The organism is Cyclobacterium xiamenense (assembly GCF_009467825.1).
In the GTDB taxonomy this organism is placed as follows: domain Bacteria; phylum Bacteroidota; class Bacteroidia; order Cytophagales; family Cyclobacteriaceae; genus Cyclobacterium; species Cyclobacterium xiamenense.
Genome location: NZ_WIOK01000003.1, coordinates 273,914 through 291,926 on the forward strand (window position 1 = coordinate 273,914; position 18,013 = coordinate 291,926).

Below are 18,013 nucleotides of genomic sequence, written 5' to 3' on the forward strand. Positions count from 1 at the left end.
AAAAACGCTTGAAAAAATGAACATTATGAAAAAATACATCATACAATTCAGCCGGTTTTGCCTCATCGGATTAGTGATGAGCACGGTTTGGGGTTGCAACGAATTTCTGGAAGAAACCGATAAGTCGAATTTCACCCTGGAAAATTACTTCACCCGGCCAGAGCACGCCACCAGCGTGGTGAATTCCATCTACGAGAGTCTTTACCCGGTCATGCAAAGTGGATTTGGCGGGGGACCCTGGATGATGCTGGAGTTTGCTACAGGTCTTGCCAATACGGAATTGGGCCAGGCACAAAACAGTCTCTTTGTCCGAAACCTGATCAACAATTCGGACAATGGGTACGGTCAAACCTACTGGACCAGTTCGTACCGGGGTATCGCCAATGCCAACCTGGCCATTGAAAAAATCCCGGAAATAGAAATGGACAACGCCCAGCAAAACCGACTGCTCGGAGAAGCACGGTTTTTACGGGCCTACTACTATTTCAACCTGATCCGGATCTTTGGAAACATTCCGCTGATTACCACCTCCATCGACCTGACCAGCCCGGAATTGTACCCCGACCCGGCAAGTACCGAGGCGGTGTATAATCAGATCGTGGCCGACCTGGAGGTAGCGGAAGACTCCGGTTTGCCCTGGCGGGATGCCAGTGGGAGGGTGTCTATGGGTGCTGTCAAATCGCTCTTCTCTAGCGTATACCTGACCATGGCCGGCTACCCCCTTCAGGCGGGAGACCAGTACTACCAACTTGCCGCGGAAAAAGCCGATGATGTCATCCAGTCCGGCGTATTTGAACTATTCGATGAATACAGCAGCCTGCATTCCGTGGAAGACAAAAACCAGGGAGAACACATATTCATGAAGCAATACGCGGCTTTTACCGTACCTTCCTCCTGGCAAGTTTCCATCATTCCTTACAACCGGGGAATCTCGGCCTACAGCGCCGAAACCGGCGGCATATTCGCCAACCAGGAATTCGTAGAATCCTTTGAATCCGGAGACAAACGGGCAGAAGAAAAGGAATTCTTCTACACCGAATACAGTCTGGAGTCGGATAGAACCACGGTCATGGAATTGGGGGATTACTACATTTGGAAGCATTTCGACGAAGAAGCCCAGTTATCGACCACCAGCAGTGGTATGAACTGGCCCGTATACCGCTACGCCGAAATTCTTCTGATCTATGCAGAGGCCATCAATGAAGCAAATGGTCCTACCACGGCAGCCTACGAGGCGATTAACAGTATTCGCCGTAGAGCGAATCTTCCCGAGCTGGAAAACCTCAGCAAGGAAGAATTCCGGGAGGCTGTCTGGAGAGAAAAGTGGGTAGAATTGTGTTTCGAAAACAAAACCTGGTACGACATGGTACGCCTACGAAAGGCATTCAATGTAAACACCAGGGAGTTTGAAGACTACGTAGGCCATGAGTTTTCGTACGGACCTACGCTCCGGGAGCGGGAATTGCTCTTTCCCATTCCCACAGCAGAGATCCGCAACAACGATAAGCTGACACAGAATGCTGGGTATTAAGTAACCATTCAGAAAAAAATGTATTTAAAAAGGGGCGAAACGGATGATCACCATCCGGTTTGCCCCTTTTATCCTATTTTCGTACAATAGATCGACTATCTGTAGGAATTGTTCCAAACAATTTGCTTACTTTAAATTCCAAAACAACTTCTTTTCTCCATGAAAGCACCCTTTCTAAACACCAAGAGCTGCTCCCTTTCCTTCCTGGCTGTACTCGTTTTCGTTGCCTTGACCGGAAGCCTGTGTATGGCCCAACAGGAAAAGCTGATGCTCCATTTCGACGGTGGCGATGGCCCCGGCAACGGAAAAAAAATCGTACTAATAGCAGGAGATGACGAATACCGCTCAGAGGAAGGCCTTCCTATGCTGGCAAAAATTCTTTCCACCCACCATGGTTTTTCCACAACGGTACTGTTTCCCATCAATCCGGAAAAAAACGAGGTAGTCCCCAACTATAAAAGTAACATCCCAGGCATGGAAGCCCTCGAGGATGCCGACCTGGCCATTATTCTGCTGCGTTTTCGGGAGCTACCTGACGAACAGATGCGCTATTTCGATGCGTTCCTGAAGGCAGGGAAGCCACTGATCGCACTGCGTACATCTACCCATGCCTTCAATTACAGCGCGGAAAGCAAGAGTCCCTACGCCAAGTACCATTGGCAAAGCAAATCTCCAGGCTGGGAAAAAGGATTTGGAAAAAAGATACTGGGAGAAACCTGGGTAGCCCACCACGGACACCATGCCGTGGAAGGCACGCGGGCCTTACTGGATGGCATACAAGCCGCTGCCAAAAATCCTATTTTAAATGGAGTTAAGGACATTTGGGCCGCATCGGATGTGTATACGGTGACCGACATCGGAGACGATGCCACCGTTTTGATTCACGGGGCGTCTACCTCCGGGATGACTCCCGATGCCCCAATCAATTGGGAAAAATCCCTGATGCCGGTAGCATGGACCAAATCCTACGCACTGGAGGGCGGGAAAAAAGGAAGGGTCTTCGCCAGTACCATGGGTGCTTCCGTAGACTTGCTCAGCGAGGATTTACGGAGACTTATCGTCAACGCTACCTACTGGGGCCTGGACATGGAACCAATGATTCCGGAAAAAGCCGAGGTATTCATCGTTGGTTCCTACGAACCGACCATGTTTGGATTTGATAATTTCAGAACAGGAATGAAGGTATCGGATTTCGAATAATCCCCATAGAAAACACCGTTTTTTTACCCATCATTAACGTACATATCATGAATAAAATTGGATTTAACGTGCTGGCATGGTCTGCCGTTGTTTCGGATGAACTAAAACCCATCATTGAGCGGCTAAAAGCGATTGGTTACGACGGCGTTGAGTTTTTTGTGGGATCGCCCGATGAAAAAGCCTATCGGGAAATCGGCTCCTTCGCGAGCCAGGCAGGGCTTGAAACCACCACCGTTTTTGTGTTGGGTCCGGATGAAAACCCGATAGACCCCAGCGCTGCTGTGCGGGCAAAGGCTCTGGACAAAATAAAATGGACCATCGACCGCTCCAACGATCTGGGTGCAAAAGTGATTTGTGGCCCCTTTCACTCTGCGTTTTCTACCTTTGCCCAGCGGTCTCCCACCGAGGAGGAATACGACCGAAGCGCAGAGGTATTGCACCAAGCGGGTGACCATGCCGCGCAGGCCGGAATTACCCTTACCCCGGAAGCGCTGAACCGCTTTGAATGCTACCTCTGCAACACGATGGACCAACTGATCCATTTGGTTAAAAAAGTCGACCACCCCCATGTGAAGGCCATGTTTGACACCCATCATGCCAATATCGAAGAGAAAAAACTCGGAGATGCCCTACGAAAGGTAGCTCCCTACCTGGGTCATGTACACATCAGCGAAAACGATCGCGGCACCCCTGGTTCCGGCCATGTGCCCTGGGACGATACCTTTGCTACCCTGGCAGCGATCAAGTTCGGAGGCTGGCTCACCATCGAGGGGTTTACCAGAAATGACCCCGACTTTGCCAACTCCATCGGCGTATGGCGGGAGTTTTCCCAACCCTGGGAAATGGCCGAAAATGGATACCGCTTTATTCGGGAAATGGGTGCCAAACACGGACTTTAATCCAACGCACCCTTTGCATCCCTCACGTTAACTAACCCTAAAACAAAAACAAGCAATGAATACCTTACCTTTTCGATTTGGAGCAGAAGTCTATACCTGGTTCATGAGCAATAACGGCGAGACCTACAAGGGCCAGCTCGGCCACATGATTGAAGTAATCGCCAAGGCCGGATTTACCGGTATCCAGCCAATTTTCACCTGGATGGGGCCCCTGGCTGATGCCAATCTGCTCGAAAAGAAACTCAAAGAGGAAAATATCGAACTGGCAGCGGTGGCCCTTGCCCTGGATTGGAACGGGACCCAAGAAACCGATGAGGAAAAAAAGATTGCCGACGAGGCCATCAAACTACTCGCCAAATTCCCGGGGTCGGTTCTTTGTACGGTACAGATACCCACCGGGCGGCACGATCTGGTACAGCGAAGAAAAAATCTGGTCGAGATCGTAAATACCGTCTCTTCCCGGGCAACGGATCAGGGAGTGGTCAGTAGCTTTCACCCGAATTCTCCGCACACTTCCATTACCCGAACGGAGGAAGATTACCAGGTAATTCTAGAAAGCTTGAATCCAAAAGTGACGGGCTGGTGCCCGGATGTGGGCCATATCATCAACGGGGGCATGGACCCCCTGGCAAAAATGAAGGAATACCGCTCGCTGATTAATCACGTCCATTACAAGGACTGGGACGGAAATCCGGAATTCACCCTGATGGGAAAAGGAAAAGTAGACTTCACCGGCATCACCCAGTGGTTGAAAGACGAACAGTTTAACGGTTGGATCATCTGTGAAGACGAGGGCCAGGAAGCCCTGGAAGATCCCGATTTTGTCACCCTACACGATGGTAAGTGGGTTCATGAATCGCTCATTCCAAACCTGAAATAGCCGATGCCTACCGTACAAAGTAATGGAATCAACCTCTACTACGAGGAAAGAGGATCTGGCGATCCACTGTTATTGATCATGGGAATCACCGCCCCGGGTGCCGTCTGGGAAAAACACGTAGCACATTGGGAAAAAAGCTTTCGTTGTATACTGGTAGATAACCGCGGTGTAGGCTTATCCGACAAGCCTCCCGGCCCGTACAGTTCGGCACAAATGGCCGATGACTGTGCGGGATTGTTGCAACACCTGGAACTTTCCGATGTACGCGTGGTGGGGGTCTCCATGGGCAGTATCATTGCCCAGCAACTGGCCATTCGCCATCCCGAATTGCTGCGATCCCTGGTACTCATGTGCCCCTGGGCGCAGTGTGACCGGATGGCCGAAACGATCTTCCGACACATGGTGGACTGCAAAGCCCGGCTACGCCCGGAAGAATTTAGCTTGTACGTGCAGCTGCTGATTTTCTCCAAAGCCACCTTTGATGACAAAAAAGCATATCAAGGTCTGGTAGAGGATCGGAAAAACGCAGCTTTGGAGCCAAATCCCCAACCACTGGTTGGACTGGAGGGACAGGCTGAGGCCTGCATACACCACCAGGTAGTGGAACAGCTACCCTCCATCGCTCTCCCTACCTTTGTTCTGGGCGGAGAAGTAGACGCATTCACACCACTATGGATGACCCGGGAAGTAGCCGAAGCCATTCCCAATTCCCTGTTGCACATCTACCCGGGCAGCGGGCATGCCTTCCACTGGGAAAACCTGGAGGATTTTAACCAGCGGGTCCATCAGTGGTTGCTGGATAATTAACAAAACTTCGGAGGTACTAGCGGTTTTTTCCACCGTTGCAAAAAGCTGCATGGCCGGTACCAGTACAAGGCCATGCAGCTTTTTTTATTCATTTTTTATTTTTTGTAAACAAATTATCCCTTGGATGGCTGGGATTGGCACTGGCTTTTGTGTTTTTATCGCTGGACGAAGCCACCCAAATCCACGAATTTTTTATCGGGTATTTCAGAATTGATTTTGGCCTTTCCGGCTATTTTTATTCTGCCTGGATTATTCCCTATGGTGTGGCACTGGTCGTACTGGCCCTGGTGGGGATTTACCATGGACAATGAAGGCTTTGGCTTGGGATACATGCTCTTTTATACCATGGAGGAAACCCTGGAAAAACGCGGTGTATCGCTTTTTTATATGGAGCCTTCTCCATTTTCTTTCCCGGAGAAAAAAGAAAGTATCACTGAAATTAGCACCAATCGCCGGCTGAATGGCTGCATATACCCTGGTGAACAGGATAGTGCAGGATACTTTATACGTCAAATAGGTTACCTTTAAACCATGATTGGATACACATGCATTGCCCTAACGTTGGCATTTCTCAACGATGACCCCAAACCGGTAACCTTCGAAAAACAACTGATCGCCATGGAAAGTGCGGAATCGGTGGGCGTTTTTGATGTAGACGGAGATGGAAATCCGGATCTGATTTCCGGCAGTTATTGGTACAAAGGCCCGGAATTCACCTCCAGACAGCTCATCGGTCAGGTAAAGCGAGTGAGTGAGTATTTCGATGATTTTTCTACCATCCCGCTCGACGTAAATGGAGACGGAAAGATGGACTACGTCACCGGAGGTTGGTTTGGAAAGACATTGTTCTGGGTAGAAAATCCCGGAAATAACGGGGAATGGACGGTACACGAAATCGCGAATACCGGAAATGTGGAAACGTCTCGTGCCTGGGATGTAGACGGTGACGGCTTCCTGGACATTGTCCCCAATACCCCCAACCAACCGCTGGCTTACTACAGCCTCAGTCGAGATGCCGATGGCAAGGGAACGGGCAGTTTTGAAAAGCATCCGGTCACCGAAAAACACGGGCACGGTCTGGGGTTTGGCGACATCAACGGAGATGGACGAGGAGATTTTATCATTCCCGAAGGTTGGTTGGAAGCGCCTGACGACTTGGAAAACGGCAGCTGGAAACTGCATCCCTCCTTCTCCCTCGGTGGTGCCAGTGTGCCAATTATTGTCACCGACGTCAACGCCGATGGATTGAACGACTTCATTGTGGGGCAGGGCCACGATTACGGCTTGCACTGGTACGAGCAGATGCGAGAAGGCGGGGAGATTTCCTTTATCCAACATCCCATTGATCCTTTTCAATCCCAATACCATACCATGGAATGGGCCGATATTGACAACGACGGACAGATGGAATTGATCACCGGAAAACGCTACCGGGCCCACAATGGAAGAGACCCTGGGGCAAACGATCATTTGGGCTTGTACTATTTCAAGTGGAACGGAGAATCCTTCACCAAAAACATCATAAGCTACGGCCCATTTGGAGAAGGAAAGGGTGCCGGACTTTATTTCTCGGTAGAAGACCTGAATGGAAACGGCCTGCTGGACATAGTGGTGGCCGGAAAAGACGGTCTCGTGGTGTTTCACAACCGGGGTCCGCGATAGGTCTTCAATTCCCTTCAACAAATACAAGGCAGGAGAAAAACCCTCCGGAAGCAGCACGGAAAGATAACGTTAAGTTAACGCGAGTCTATCCGCGATTAGCTAACTTGCTCGAAAAGAAATACAACCAACCGCTATGAAAAAAATCGCGTTTTTATGCTGGTGCGTTTGCATCAGCGTTTCCGTTATTGCCCAGAATCAGGTTTCGGGCTACGTGTTTGAAGACAGCAACCAAAATGGCAAGAAAGAACGCAGGGAAAAAGGCATCCCCGCGGTAGCCGTTACCAACGGCGTACAGGTCGTACTCACCGATGAGGACGGTAAGTACCAACTTCCCATAGCCGGGGACGAGATTATTTTTGTAATCAAGCCATCCGGCTACGCCGTTCCTACCGGAGCAAATGGATTGCCTGCATTCTACTACAACCACAAGCCGGAAGGTTCCCCCGATCTGAAATACGGCGGGGTTGCCCCTACAGGAAAATTACCCAAATCGGTAGATTTTGCCCTTTATCCATCCGAGGAACCGGAAGAATTTACCGCCATGGTCTTCGGGGATCCGCAACCCTACACGCAGAAAGAGCTGGAGGCCTTCGCAAAGGGAGTGGTTAGTGAAGCAAAAAATGAATCCGGTATTCGTTTTGGGATTAGCCTCGGAGATCTATCCGGTGATGACCTGGACCTTCATCCGGGTTACGTGGAAATTCTAAAACAAACCGCCTGGCCCTGGTACAACGTCATGGGAAACCACGACATGAACTACGATGCAACGATTGATGCCCATGCGGATGAATCCTTTGAGAAGACATTTGGCCCCTCCTCCTATGCGTTTAATTACGGAGATGCGCATTTTATCGTATTGGAAGACATTCTCTATCCCGATCCCAGAGATGGGCAAGGGTATTGGGGAGGCTTTCGGCAAGACCAGTTGGATTTTGTCGAAAACAACCTGAAACACGTGGACAAAGACCGGCTGGTGGTACTTTCTTTTCACATTCCCTTGCTCCACCAAAACGAAAATGCCTTCCGCGACAGCGACCGAAAGCGATTGTTTGACTTGCTGAAAGACTACCCCAACCGCCTTGCCATGTCGGCCCATACTCACCTGCAACGACACAATTTCTATACGGCCGAAAATGGATGGGAAGGCGATGGACGTTTTCACGAATACAATGCCGGTACTACCTCCGGAGATTGGTACTCCGGTAAACTCAACGAGCAGGGAATCCCCATCTCCACCATGCGGGATGGCACCCCAAAAGGGTATGCCCTTTTGCACGTGTCGGGCAATAGCTATACCATCGACTACAAGGTAGTAGGAGAGCCCAGGGATTATCAGATACGGATTTTCAATCCCAAGGTCGTTGCCAATAACCGCGGCAGCTCTTCCGGTATATTTGCCAACTTCTTTATTGGAGATAAAGACGATCTGGTGGAATACAAAATCGATAATGGCGATTGGCGCCCCATGACCTGGATCGAAGCACCAGACCCTTCCTTTTTGGTCGATGTCATGGAATGGGATCTGATGGAATCCCTGGAGGCAGGCCGAAGGCCCTCCAACCCCGTCAATTCTACCCACCTTTGGCGAGGCGCCGTCCCTACAAACCTTCCGGTCGGTACGCACACAATCACAGTACGGGCGCGGGATATGTTTGGAAGAACCCATACCGCAAGTAGCACATACCGGATTGCCGAACCGGTAACCTTTTAAAAACCACCTACCAACGTTCCGTACGAAAGTGGCCGTCTATCCGACGGCCACTTTTTTTATTCTCATTTTCCTGTAAAAACCGACAGGGCGAGTCTTTTCCGGCGCAATTCGGACCTTGCCTGCACTCCCACAGCTACAGCCCTGCTTTCCGAAATTGCCCGAAATTCACTTCAATCCAAAGTGACCTAACTCTTCGTCGATCTTCTCGTTCCAACGCCCCTGCGCCGGACCGTTTAATCCGTGGGCCGTTTCCCGATCGTATTGCTCCTGCAGCCGATTCATTTCCCGATAGGCCTCCAGGTAATGGAAAGAAACCTTTCGATCAAAATTATGGGGCTGTAGGTCCAATTGTTCTACCCGTTCCTTCAGGCGTTCCATCACAATTTTTGCGATATCGAAATGCCGTTGCTCGTGATTCAGCCCGTAGCTGTTATTCGTCCCCCGCACCCAGGAAGAGCTTTTTAGCATGTACGTTTTAAACACCAGGTCTACGATTACTTCTCCATCCTCGATCCAGCTATTACCTTCGTAACTGATGCTGGCAAAGATGGAGGCTGCGTAATTATTGAACCGGGGCCTTCCTTTGAAATCATCCCAGGTCAAGGGCCGGATGGGATTGTAAAACACCGTATCGTCTCCGAAGTCTTCCCGATAATCCCGGATACGAACCTGCACATCGCTAAGCAACTTGATTTCATTTTTGGATTCCTTTTCGATCCAGTCATTGAAATAGGTAAGCGAATTGTTGATGGATCTTCTGAGTACCGGTTCAATCAGGTAAAATTGCCGAACACCCCGCTTGTAACTGATTCCTCCCTGAAAATCCAACAAATGAACCAACTCGTCTCCCCTATCCAATTCAAAGGAAAAATCCAAAAAAACCTCCCCCTCCACCAGAACCCTCCCCTCGCCTTTCAGCACTTCCATGATTTTCAGGTCCTTGATTCGGACCACAATTGGTTTTAGGTTCGGATTTCTGGGAAGTACACCGGAAAAGTACCTTTCCAGCGCATTCATGGCGCCCCCTTCGAGATCCACGGTTTCTAACTGCCTACCGCTGTCGGCATTTGGTACCAGGAATGCCACGGGAGACTGGTCCGTCCGGTCATCGATCACTCCTTTGATGTAGTATTCGGCGGGGACAAATAACTGGGAGGTCACCTTCAGTGCGATGGGATCGATGGGCTGCGAGGCCTTTACCGATTGCCCCGACGACACCAAAAGCAATCCAAAAAACCATAGGGTCCAAAAAGCAATACCTGGGCCCGTGGACCTATATAGCTGCGAAATACTCATGGGAAATCCTCCTTTCTATCAGCCATAACACGAAATCAACTCGCCGGGTTCTATGGGGCCGGAATACCCAAAACAGCCGCAATCCGTTCCAAATCCCGGACTACTGCCACTTGTAAGGGAATGCCTTCCTTCATACGAATCCGATAGGCGGCCCATTCCGGGTCTCCCGGAATCTGTACTTCCGGACCACCGGGCAGATGACGGGTGGTACGCATGGTCTGTATCCAGGCGTCCAAATCCGACTTAAATGCCGCAAGATCGCGAAATCCCTCAACATCCCATGCACCAAAAAAATGACCAATACCCTTTCCAACCTGCTTTTCGGACTGCGGGGAATCTATGGCAAAAGGAATCGCAAAGGGCCCCCAATTCGCCCCACTTAGTACCGCCGTCATGATGTCCACAATCCCCCCAATGCAATACCCTTTGTGTCCAGACCCTTCTTTGGTGCTACCCAGGGGAAGCAAGGCTCCACCCTGCATCATCCGCTCCGGCTCGGTGGTCGGACGGCCCTGTTCATCCAAACACCAGCCGAGGGGTACGTTTTCCCCTGCCCTCCAGGCAATCTCCACCTTCCCGTAGGCTACCGTACTGCTGGCAAAATCCATCAACACGGTAGGCTCATCACCCGTCGGAAACCCCATGGCAAGGGGGTTGGTACCGAGCATTTTTTCAATGCCATTGAAAGGAGCCACTCCTTTGGACGTATTGGTCATGGACATACCGATGAGATCCTGACGTACGGCCATCAAGGGATAATAGCCGGCTGCCCCGTAATGGTTGGTGTGACACACGGAAACCGAGCCTTGCCCGTGAAGGCGGGCTTTTTCGATGGCCATTTCCATGCATTTCGGTCCAACGACCAATCCCAACCCATTGTCTCCATCCACGGTGGCAACGGCATGCTTTTCGCGGACGATCTTGAGCTTTGGTCTGGGATTGATCCTGCCCGCTTCTAACAAATCCACGTAGGTTTTTAATCGGGCCACTCCATGGGAATCAATCCCGTGTTCGTCGCTGTAGGCAAGAACATCGGCCGCCAGGGAGGCATCCTGCTCCGGAATACCGAAATGAGAAAACGCACGGCTGGTAAAGGACCGTAGCGCTTCCGGATCAAAACGTATGCGTTCGCCACTCATCGGTTGGAAATAAAACGAAACAACGCGACCTGTCTTTAGAAAATCAAGTACTACTTACGACAGCCAAACAAAACCTTCCGCCACTAGGGTAGCGGTTTGATTTGGATGTCCTTGTAGTAGATCACACTTTTGGGATCGTGTGCCTGCAGCGCGATGGTTCCGCTGCTCAGTTTTTTTCTGCTCTCACCGATATCACCTCTGTCTTGCGCTTCGGTAAATTCGTTGATTACCTTCCCGTTTACCTTCACCGTCACCTGATCGCCCTGCACGACGATGTGCTTGGTGTACCATTCGCCGTCTGTCACGTAGGTTTCCTTTACATCCTTGAAACTGTAAACGCTTCCGGTTTTTCTCCAATCCCCATGCGTTTGGTTTACCTGAATTTCGTAGCCCTTTTCCGGCCAGCCACCTTCCTGGAATTCGGTGTGAATAAATATACCTGAGTTGGCATTGGGCATGGTTTTGATTTGCAGTTTCAATTCGAAGTTTTTGAAGTCATGGTCCGCCACTTTTCCGGTGTAGAATAGATGCGCCCGTGGGCCATCAATTTTTATCACACCGTCTTCTATCGAAAACGATTCTGGATTTTCGCTGATACTCCACCCCTTAAAGGATTTGCCGTTAAAAAGTTTGATCCATCCTTCTTTATCCGCTTTTTGGGCGTGAAGGGAAAGGGATACAAAAGCGAATAAAGCGATACATGCAATTTTTTTCATCGAAAGTAACATTAGTTTATTGTTAAATAGATGACGAAAATACGACAATAACGGGGATTATTCAAGAAAGGCAGTCGAATCCGAATTTAAAAATTTCTACGTTCGCCCATTTCAAAACATTCTACTACCGTAGTCACTCAAATACAAATTTATACACCTACTTACCAGTGTTTTATAGCCGATTTAGAATTAAATGAAGCAGGTGGCTGCCCTTCGCGATCAAATAAAAAATATTAGATTTTTGATTTTAGAATAGTCACTGTATTTTAGGGAAATTTTTAAAAAACGGATACATGAGCCAGGAAGAAAAAACCACTTACTCCAGGGAGGAACTTCAGGAATTTGAAGTACTAATCAATGAAAAGCTTGCCGTAGCAAGGGAAGAGCTTGGGCAACTGAAACGATCCCTTAGCAAACAAAATGACAGCGGCACGGACAATACTGCCTCCACTTCTAAAATTCTGGAAGACGGTGCCGATACGTTGGAAAGGGAGAGCCTTAGTCAACTGGCAGCCCGGCAACAAAAGTTCATCATCAACCTTGAAAATGCGCTCAGACGAATTAAAAACGGGACATACGGGGTTTGTGTGGATACGGGCAAACTCATTAGCAAAGAACGGCTGCGGGCCGTGCCGCATACCATGCACAGCATTGAAGCCAAATTAGCCAAAAAATAATTTTGGGTTTTTTACACCGACACATAGAAGCCCTGGTATTTTGCTCCTCCGATCCCCTGGGATTGGAGGAGATACAAAAATGCCTGTCCGAGATGTTTGAATCCGATATTCCTGTCGAACACCTCGAGGAAGCCCTGCAGGCCCTGCAGGAACAGTACCAAAGCGATACCCACGCATTTAGCCTCGAAAAAATTGCCGGAGGCTATCAGTTTTTGACCAAACCGGCCTATCAGACCAGCATCGCCATTCTCCAAAAGCACCAATCGCAAAAACGGCTGTCTACCGCCCAATTGGAAACACTGTCCATCATTGCCTACAAACAGCCGGTAACCAAATCTGAAATCGAACAAATACGCGGTGTGAACTGCGACTACTCTGTTCAGAAACTCCTGGAAAAATCCCTGGTCGCTATTAAAGGAAAGTCCGAGGGAATTGGCCGCCCCATGCTTTACGGCACCAGTCCAAAATTTATGGAGTATTTTGGCATAAACGACCTCAGCGACCTACCCCAGCCAAAGGATTTCAAACCCGAAGAAAACGAAATTGGCGATCAAAAGGAATGATTTTCCTCGATTTTTAAAATTATCCCGTAAATAAATCCTAAATTTGCTGCCGCTTTGAGCGAGGACAAGCCCATTCAAGTAGGGCTTGTGCATTACATGTACCGTTTAACTACAGCAGCGATGCTGCAATCATTATGAAAAAGTCCAATACACCCTCGGGTGATTCTCCGGGAAAATCCAGTGGAAACAAGCGTGCTTCCGAAAAAACGTTCCGCTCCGGAAAAGGCAAAATACAAAAGCCTGAAAATACCCCTGCTGCGACAAAAAGCGAATACAAGGGACGAGGAAAGAATCAAAAACCCATTTACGGAGAAGCCGAAGCGCGTGAACCAAAAAAGAAGCGCTTTCAAAAACCGTATTCACCGATAAAAAAATCTGGAAAACCCGGTAAAAAAATAAAAACCGAAACCCAACCGGAATACGATCTTTCCGCCATACAAAAGCAAGCTCCGAAAGAAACGGAAGCCATCCGACTCAACAAATACATCGCCAATGCGGGCGTTTGTTCCCGAAGAGAAGCAGATACCCTGATTGAAAAGGGGGAAATCACGGTGAATGGTCAAGTAGTCACGGAATTGGGCTTTAAGGTGTCCCGGAAGGACAAGGTGACCTGCCGCGGCAAGTCCATCCGGCCCGAAAAACCGGTCTACCTCTTGCTAAACAAACCCAAAGATTTCATCACCACGACAGACGATCCTTTGGAACGAAAGACGGTCATGCACCTGGTAGAGGGGGCTTGCGAAGAACGCCTGTTTCCGGTCGGAAGACTGGATCGCAACACCACCGGTTTGCTACTCTTTACCAATGACGGTGAACTCTCCGCCAGACTGACCCATCCGGCCTACGAGATAAAAAAAATCTATCAGGTGACCCTGGACAAACCCATCGCCAAAAACGATGTGGATGCTATTCGGGAGGGTGTGACCCTGGAAGATGGCCCCACACAGGTGGATGACCTGCAGGTACTTTCCCTGGATAAAACCATTTTAGGGCTGGAAATCCACTCGGGCAAAAACCGGATCGTTCGTAGAATCTTTGCCCATTTTGGGTATGAAGTGATAGCACTGGACCGGGTTACCTTTGCCGGACTGAGTAAAAAGGACATTCCCCGAGGGAAGTACCGTTTCCTGAATGAAAGGGAAGTGATCAACCTGAAATTCATGAATAAAGGAAAAAACAAAAAGCGGCTTAAATAAGCCGTTTTTTGTTTTTGGGGCAGGATTTGGTTACCTTTTTGTAAAATTAGACCAGAAACCATGAAAGCCATTTGGAACGATAAAATCCTCGCCCAGTCGAACGACACGATTTTTTTAGAGAATAACCACTATTTCCCTCCGGAATCCCTAAATCGGGAATTTTTTAAGTCGTCTAACCACAACACCGATTGCCCCTGGAAAGGCCGGGCTAACTACTATACCATCCAAATCGGGGAGGACAGCAACCGGGATGCAGCTTGGTTTTATCCCGAACCGAAAGAAGCCGCAAAACAAATAAAAAATTATGTAGCTTTTTGGAAAGGCGTAAAAGTAGAAGAATAAGCCTTTATGAAGGAATTTGACGCCATTATCATCGGAGCCGGCCAATCAGGCATGCCCCTGGCCAAAAAAATCAGCGCCAAAGGCCTTTCCGTCGCGCTGATTGAAAAACGAGCCATCGGCGGTACCTGCATCAACGACGGTTGCTCTCCCACCAAAACCATGGCCGCTTCGGCACGCGTAGCCCATCTCGTCAGCAGGGCAGGCGATTTTGGGGTGGACGTTGGAGCTTATACCGTCAATCAGAAAAACGTTAAAAAGCGAAAGAACTATATTGTCGACCTGTTTCGGGGCGGTGCCGCCAAAGGTCTGGAAAAATCCGAACAGGTCACTATCGTTATGGGAACGGCTATTCTTCAATCCGATCGACGGGTACATGTGGAGCGCGAAGGGCAATCAGACCTGGTACTGTCCGCAAAGAAAATTTTTATCAACACGGGATCGGCTCCCCGAATTCCGGAAATTGAGGGGCTGGCAGACTGCCCCTTTCTGGACAGCACGAGCATCATGGAGCTGGAAGAGACACCGGAACACCTGATTGTGTTGGGAGGAGGCTATATCGGGTTGGAGTTTGGTCAGATGTTTCGTCGGTTTGGGAGTCAAGTCACCATTATGGACATGGCATCACGCCTGGTTCCTAAGGAAGATACAGACGTTTGTGAAGAGATATCCCGTATTTTCAAAGAAGAACAGATCGCTACCAAAGTAAGTATTGAAGCCAAAAAAGTCAGCTTTACGAATGGGAAGATTACAGTAGCCTACGAAGATGCAGAGGGGAATGGAAGCGTCACTGGTTCCCACCTGCTGGTAGCAACCGGCCGAACCCCAAGCAGTGCGGCGCTAGGGCTGGAAGCCGTCGGCGTGACCCTTACGGATAGCGGCCATATCGCCGTGGATGAAAACTTTGAAACTTCCGTACCGGGAATTTATGCCTTGGGGGACGTGGCAGGAAGTCCCCCTTTTACGCATATGGCCTACCACGATGCCTACCTGGCCTTTAACAGAATCTACGAAGGGAACACCAGCCTGTCAAAAAAAGATCGCCTGGTGCCCTACTGCGTCTTTATCGACCCCCAACTGGCGCGAATCGGACTAAATGAGGAGCAGGCAAAAGCAAAAGGAATCCCTTACCATACAGGCAATTTTTGGATGAAACATGCCGGGAGGGCCCTGGAAACGGATGAAACAAAAGGCTTTTTTAAGGTACTGGTAGACCCTGAAAGCCGGCAGATTCTCGGGGCCACCATCCTGAGTCTGGATGGGGGGGAAATCATGGCCGTCTTACAAATGGCCATGGTAGGCAAGGTTCCCTACGATCAGATCCAACACCTGCCCATTGCCCATCCTACCCTGGCCGAAAGCCTGAATAATTTAATGGGACAAGTCAAAAGTACCAATGGATAGCATTTTTTGGTCAGTTGACATTCCTGATTTTCCTTTAAATACTTGCCGGAACAGGTTTTTCTCTATGGCACAGGAAGCCAATCCCCGGTTCGCGGTCAGCGAGGTGTTTTCAGGCCATATGGCCAACGTTCGCCGCCTGGTAGCAGAGGGGGATCGCAGGTCCCCTGGGAGAAAATGAGAACCGGTATAGGGGGATCTTTATCTTTGACGTAGCATCGGAGCCGAGGAACTGGGTGGGCAGTGAACCTACCTAGTGCCTATCCTTTGGATATACAGCGTCCCCTGCTCTTCTCGGGTCTAAGGAAAGCCGTCAGCTCGAGAACAGTTGGTCTTGTGAAGACCACCACAACAGGTTCAACCCCTGCCGGGGTTGGTGATAATCGCTAGTCCATCAGCCGTGGGCTGCACCCACGGTTATTGGTGTTCAGGCCCTTCAGGCCTGGGATAAATTAGACAATCAGTCGGAGTGGTTTTGGAGGCGGAAACAATTTTACATTGTTCCAGTCAAATCAGTTTACTGGATATTTCAAGGTATATCCGAACAAGCAACTAGCCAAACGAATCATCGATCTACTTCCCTCTTCATCAAACTCTTCCCCGACTCCGAAGCCTGAAGGGCTTCAACAACAATAACCCCGGGCGAAACCCGGGGACTGCCAGAATCCACCCTTCACCCAACCCCGGAGCGGGTTGAACATGGGCCTACCTATCGCCTATCCTTTGGATATACAGCGTCCCCTGCTCTTCTCGGGTCTAAGGAAAGCCGTCAGCTCGAAAACAGTTGGTCTCGTAAAGACCTCCAAATCAGGTTCAACCCCTGCCGGGGTTGGTGATAATCGCTAGTCCATCAGCCGTGGGCTGCACCCACGGTTATTGGTGTTCAGGCCCTTCAGGCCTGGGATAAATTAGACAATCAGTCGGAGTGGTTTTGGAGGCGGAAACAATTTTACATGGTTCCAGTCAAATCAGTTTACTGGATATTTCAAGGTATATCCGAACAAGTAACTAGCGAATCGAATCATCGATCTTCTTCCCTCTCCATCAAACTCTTCCCCGACTCCGAAGCCTGAAGGGCTTCAACAACAATAACCCCGGACGAAACCCGGGGGCTGCCAGAATCCACCCTCCACCCAACCCCGGAGCGGGTTGAACATGGGCCTGCCTACCGCCTATACTTTGGATATACAGCCTCCCCTGCTCTTTTCGGGTCTAAGGAAAGCCGTCAGCTCGAAAACAGTTGGTCTCGCAAAGACCTCCAAATCAGGTTCAACCCCTACCGGGGTTGGTGATAATCGCTAGTCCATCAGCCGTGGGCTGCACCCACGGTTATTGGTGTTCAGGCCCTTCAGGCCTGGGATAAATTAGACAATCAGTCGGAGTGGTTTTGGAGGCGGAAACAATTTTACATGGTTCCAGTCAAATCAGTTTACTGGATATTTCAAGGTATGTCCGAACCAGTAACTAGCCAAACGAATCATCGATCTTCTTCCCTCTTCATCAAACTCTTCCCCGACTCCGAAGCCTGAAGGGCTTCAACTACAATAACCCCGGGCGAAACCCGAGGACTATGGAAAGCAATCCTCCACCCAAGCCCGAAGCGGGTTGAACATGGGCCTGCCTAGCACCTATCCTTTGGATATACAGCGTCCCCTGCTCTTTTCGGGTCTAAGGGAAGCCGTCAGCCCGAGAACAGTTGGTCTTGTGAAGACCTCCACATCAGGTTCAACCCCTGCCGGGGTTGGTGATAATCGCTAGTCCATCAGTCGTGGGCTGCACCATCAGTTATTGGTGTTCAGGCCCTTCAGGCCTGGGATAAATTAGACAATCAGTCGGAGTGGTTTTGGAGGCGGAAACAATTTTACATGGTTCCAGTCAAATCAGTTTACTGGATATATCAAGGTATATCCGAACAAGCAACTAGCCAAACGAATCATCGGCCTTCTCCCCTCTTCATCAAACTCTTCCCCGACTCCAAAGCCTGAAGGGCTTCAAC

Annotated in this window: 17 protein-coding genes; 14 read left to right on the forward strand and 3 right to left on the reverse strand. The window is 49.7% G+C overall.

From position 1 onward, the window contains the following. The first annotated feature begins 25 nt into the window (after window positions 1–25). The 9 genes from GCU44_RS03865 (at window position 26) to GCU44_RS03905 (ending at window position 8,690) form a co-directional block, all read left to right on the forward strand. Window positions 26–1,531 carry a RagB/SusD family nutrient uptake outer membrane protein gene (locus tag GCU44_RS03865; RefSeq protein ID WP_154854097.1) on the forward strand — a complete coding sequence of 502 codons (1,506 nt, stop codon included), beginning with the start codon at window positions 26–28 and terminating at the stop codon, window positions 1,529–1,531. Between the two features lie 159 nt (window positions 1,532–1,690). Continuing rightward, entirely contained in the window at window positions 1,691–2,731 is a 1,041-nt protein-coding gene (locus tag GCU44_RS03870; RefSeq protein WP_154854008.1) for a ThuA domain-containing protein, read from the forward strand. Window positions 2,732–2,778: 47 nt separating this feature from the next. Further along, entirely contained in the window at window positions 2,779–3,630 is an 852-nt protein-coding gene (locus GCU44_RS03875) for a sugar phosphate isomerase/epimerase family protein (protein ID WP_154854011.1), read from the forward strand. 55 nt (window positions 3,631–3,685) lie between these two features. Further along, window positions 3,686–4,510 carry a sugar phosphate isomerase/epimerase family protein gene (locus GCU44_RS03880; RefSeq protein ID WP_154854014.1) on the forward strand — a complete coding sequence of 275 codons (825 nt, stop codon included), beginning with the start codon at window positions 3,686–3,688 and terminating at the stop codon, window positions 4,508–4,510. A 3-nt stretch (window positions 4,511–4,513) separates the two neighbouring features. Next, a complete protein-coding gene (locus GCU44_RS03885) occupies window positions 4,514–5,317 on the forward strand; it encodes an alpha/beta fold hydrolase (RefSeq protein WP_154854017.1) in 804 nt (267 codons plus the stop codon). A 35-nt stretch (window positions 5,318–5,352) separates the two neighbouring features. Next, window positions 5,353–5,628 (forward strand): hypothetical protein, encoded by a 276-nt coding sequence (locus tag GCU44_RS23160; RefSeq protein WP_206670801.1) that lies wholly within the window; start codon window positions 5,353–5,355, stop codon window positions 5,626–5,628. Next, window positions 5,618–5,845, forward strand: coding sequence for a hypothetical protein (locus tag GCU44_RS03895; RefSeq protein ID WP_154854024.1), 228 nt, complete (start codon window positions 5,618–5,620; stop codon window positions 5,843–5,845). Before GCU44_RS23160 ends, GCU44_RS03895 begins: the two co-directional genes overlap by 11 nt. 3 nt (window positions 5,846–5,848) lie before the next feature. Continuing rightward, window positions 5,849–6,979: an FG-GAP repeat domain-containing protein gene (locus GCU44_RS03900; protein WP_154854027.1), complete on the forward strand. Its 1,131-nt coding sequence runs from the start codon at window positions 5,849–5,851 to the stop codon at window positions 6,977–6,979. Between the two features lie 133 nt (window positions 6,980–7,112). After that, complete coding sequence (locus GCU44_RS03905) at window positions 7,113–8,690, forward strand: calcineurin-like phosphoesterase C-terminal domain-containing protein (RefSeq protein WP_154854030.1); 1,578 nt, start codon at window positions 7,113–7,115, stop codon at window positions 8,688–8,690. A 165-nt stretch (window positions 8,691–8,855) separates the two neighbouring features. Here GCU44_RS03905 and GCU44_RS03910 read toward each other — a convergent pair whose 3' ends face one another. The 3 genes from GCU44_RS03910 to GCU44_RS03920 all read right to left on the reverse strand — a co-directional run bounded on the left by GCU44_RS03910 (window position 8,856) and on the right by GCU44_RS03920 (window position 11,841). After that, entirely contained in the window at window positions 8,856–9,986 is a 1,131-nt protein-coding gene (locus tag GCU44_RS03910; protein WP_154854033.1) for a DUF922 domain-containing protein, read from the reverse strand. 50 nt (window positions 9,987–10,036) lie between these two features. Then, a complete protein-coding gene (locus GCU44_RS03915) occupies window positions 10,037–11,125 on the reverse strand; it encodes an Ldh family oxidoreductase (RefSeq protein WP_154854036.1) in 1,089 nt (362 codons plus the stop codon). A gap of 83 nt (window positions 11,126–11,208) precedes the next feature. After that, window positions 11,209–11,841 (reverse strand): 3-keto-disaccharide hydrolase, encoded by a 633-nt coding sequence (locus GCU44_RS03920; RefSeq protein ID WP_154854040.1) that lies wholly within the window; start codon window positions 11,839–11,841, stop codon window positions 11,209–11,211. A 293-nt stretch (window positions 11,842–12,134) separates the two neighbouring features. On the opposite strand from GCU44_RS03920, the gene GCU44_RS03925 reads away from it, so the two are divergent. The 5 genes from GCU44_RS03925 (at window position 12,135) to GCU44_RS03945 (ending at window position 16,020) form a co-directional block, all read left to right on the forward strand. Continuing rightward, complete coding sequence (locus GCU44_RS03925) at window positions 12,135–12,518, forward strand: TraR/DksA family transcriptional regulator (protein WP_154854043.1); 384 nt, start codon at window positions 12,135–12,137, stop codon at window positions 12,516–12,518. Between the two features lie 2 nt (window positions 12,519–12,520). Continuing rightward, on the forward strand, window positions 12,521–13,081 hold the full coding sequence (gene scpB / locus GCU44_RS03930; protein ID WP_154854046.1) for an SMC-Scp complex subunit ScpB: 561 nt from the start codon (window positions 12,521–12,523) through the stop codon (window positions 13,079–13,081). 134 nt (window positions 13,082–13,215) lie between these two features. Beyond that, complete coding sequence (locus tag GCU44_RS03935) at window positions 13,216–14,277, forward strand: pseudouridine synthase (protein ID WP_154854049.1); 1,062 nt, start codon at window positions 13,216–13,218, stop codon at window positions 14,275–14,277. Between the two features lie 60 nt (window positions 14,278–14,337). Beyond that, the gene (locus tag GCU44_RS03940; protein WP_154854051.1) at window positions 14,338–14,619 is read left to right on the forward strand and encodes a DUF427 domain-containing protein; all 282 of its coding nucleotides are present in this window, start codon (window positions 14,338–14,340) and stop codon (window positions 14,617–14,619) included. Window positions 14,620–14,625: 6 nt separating this feature from the next. Then, window positions 14,626–16,020, forward strand: coding sequence for a mercuric reductase (locus tag GCU44_RS03945; RefSeq protein WP_154854054.1), 1,395 nt, complete (start codon window positions 14,626–14,628; stop codon window positions 16,018–16,020). The last annotated feature ends 1,993 nt before the right edge of the window (window positions 16,021–18,013 follow it).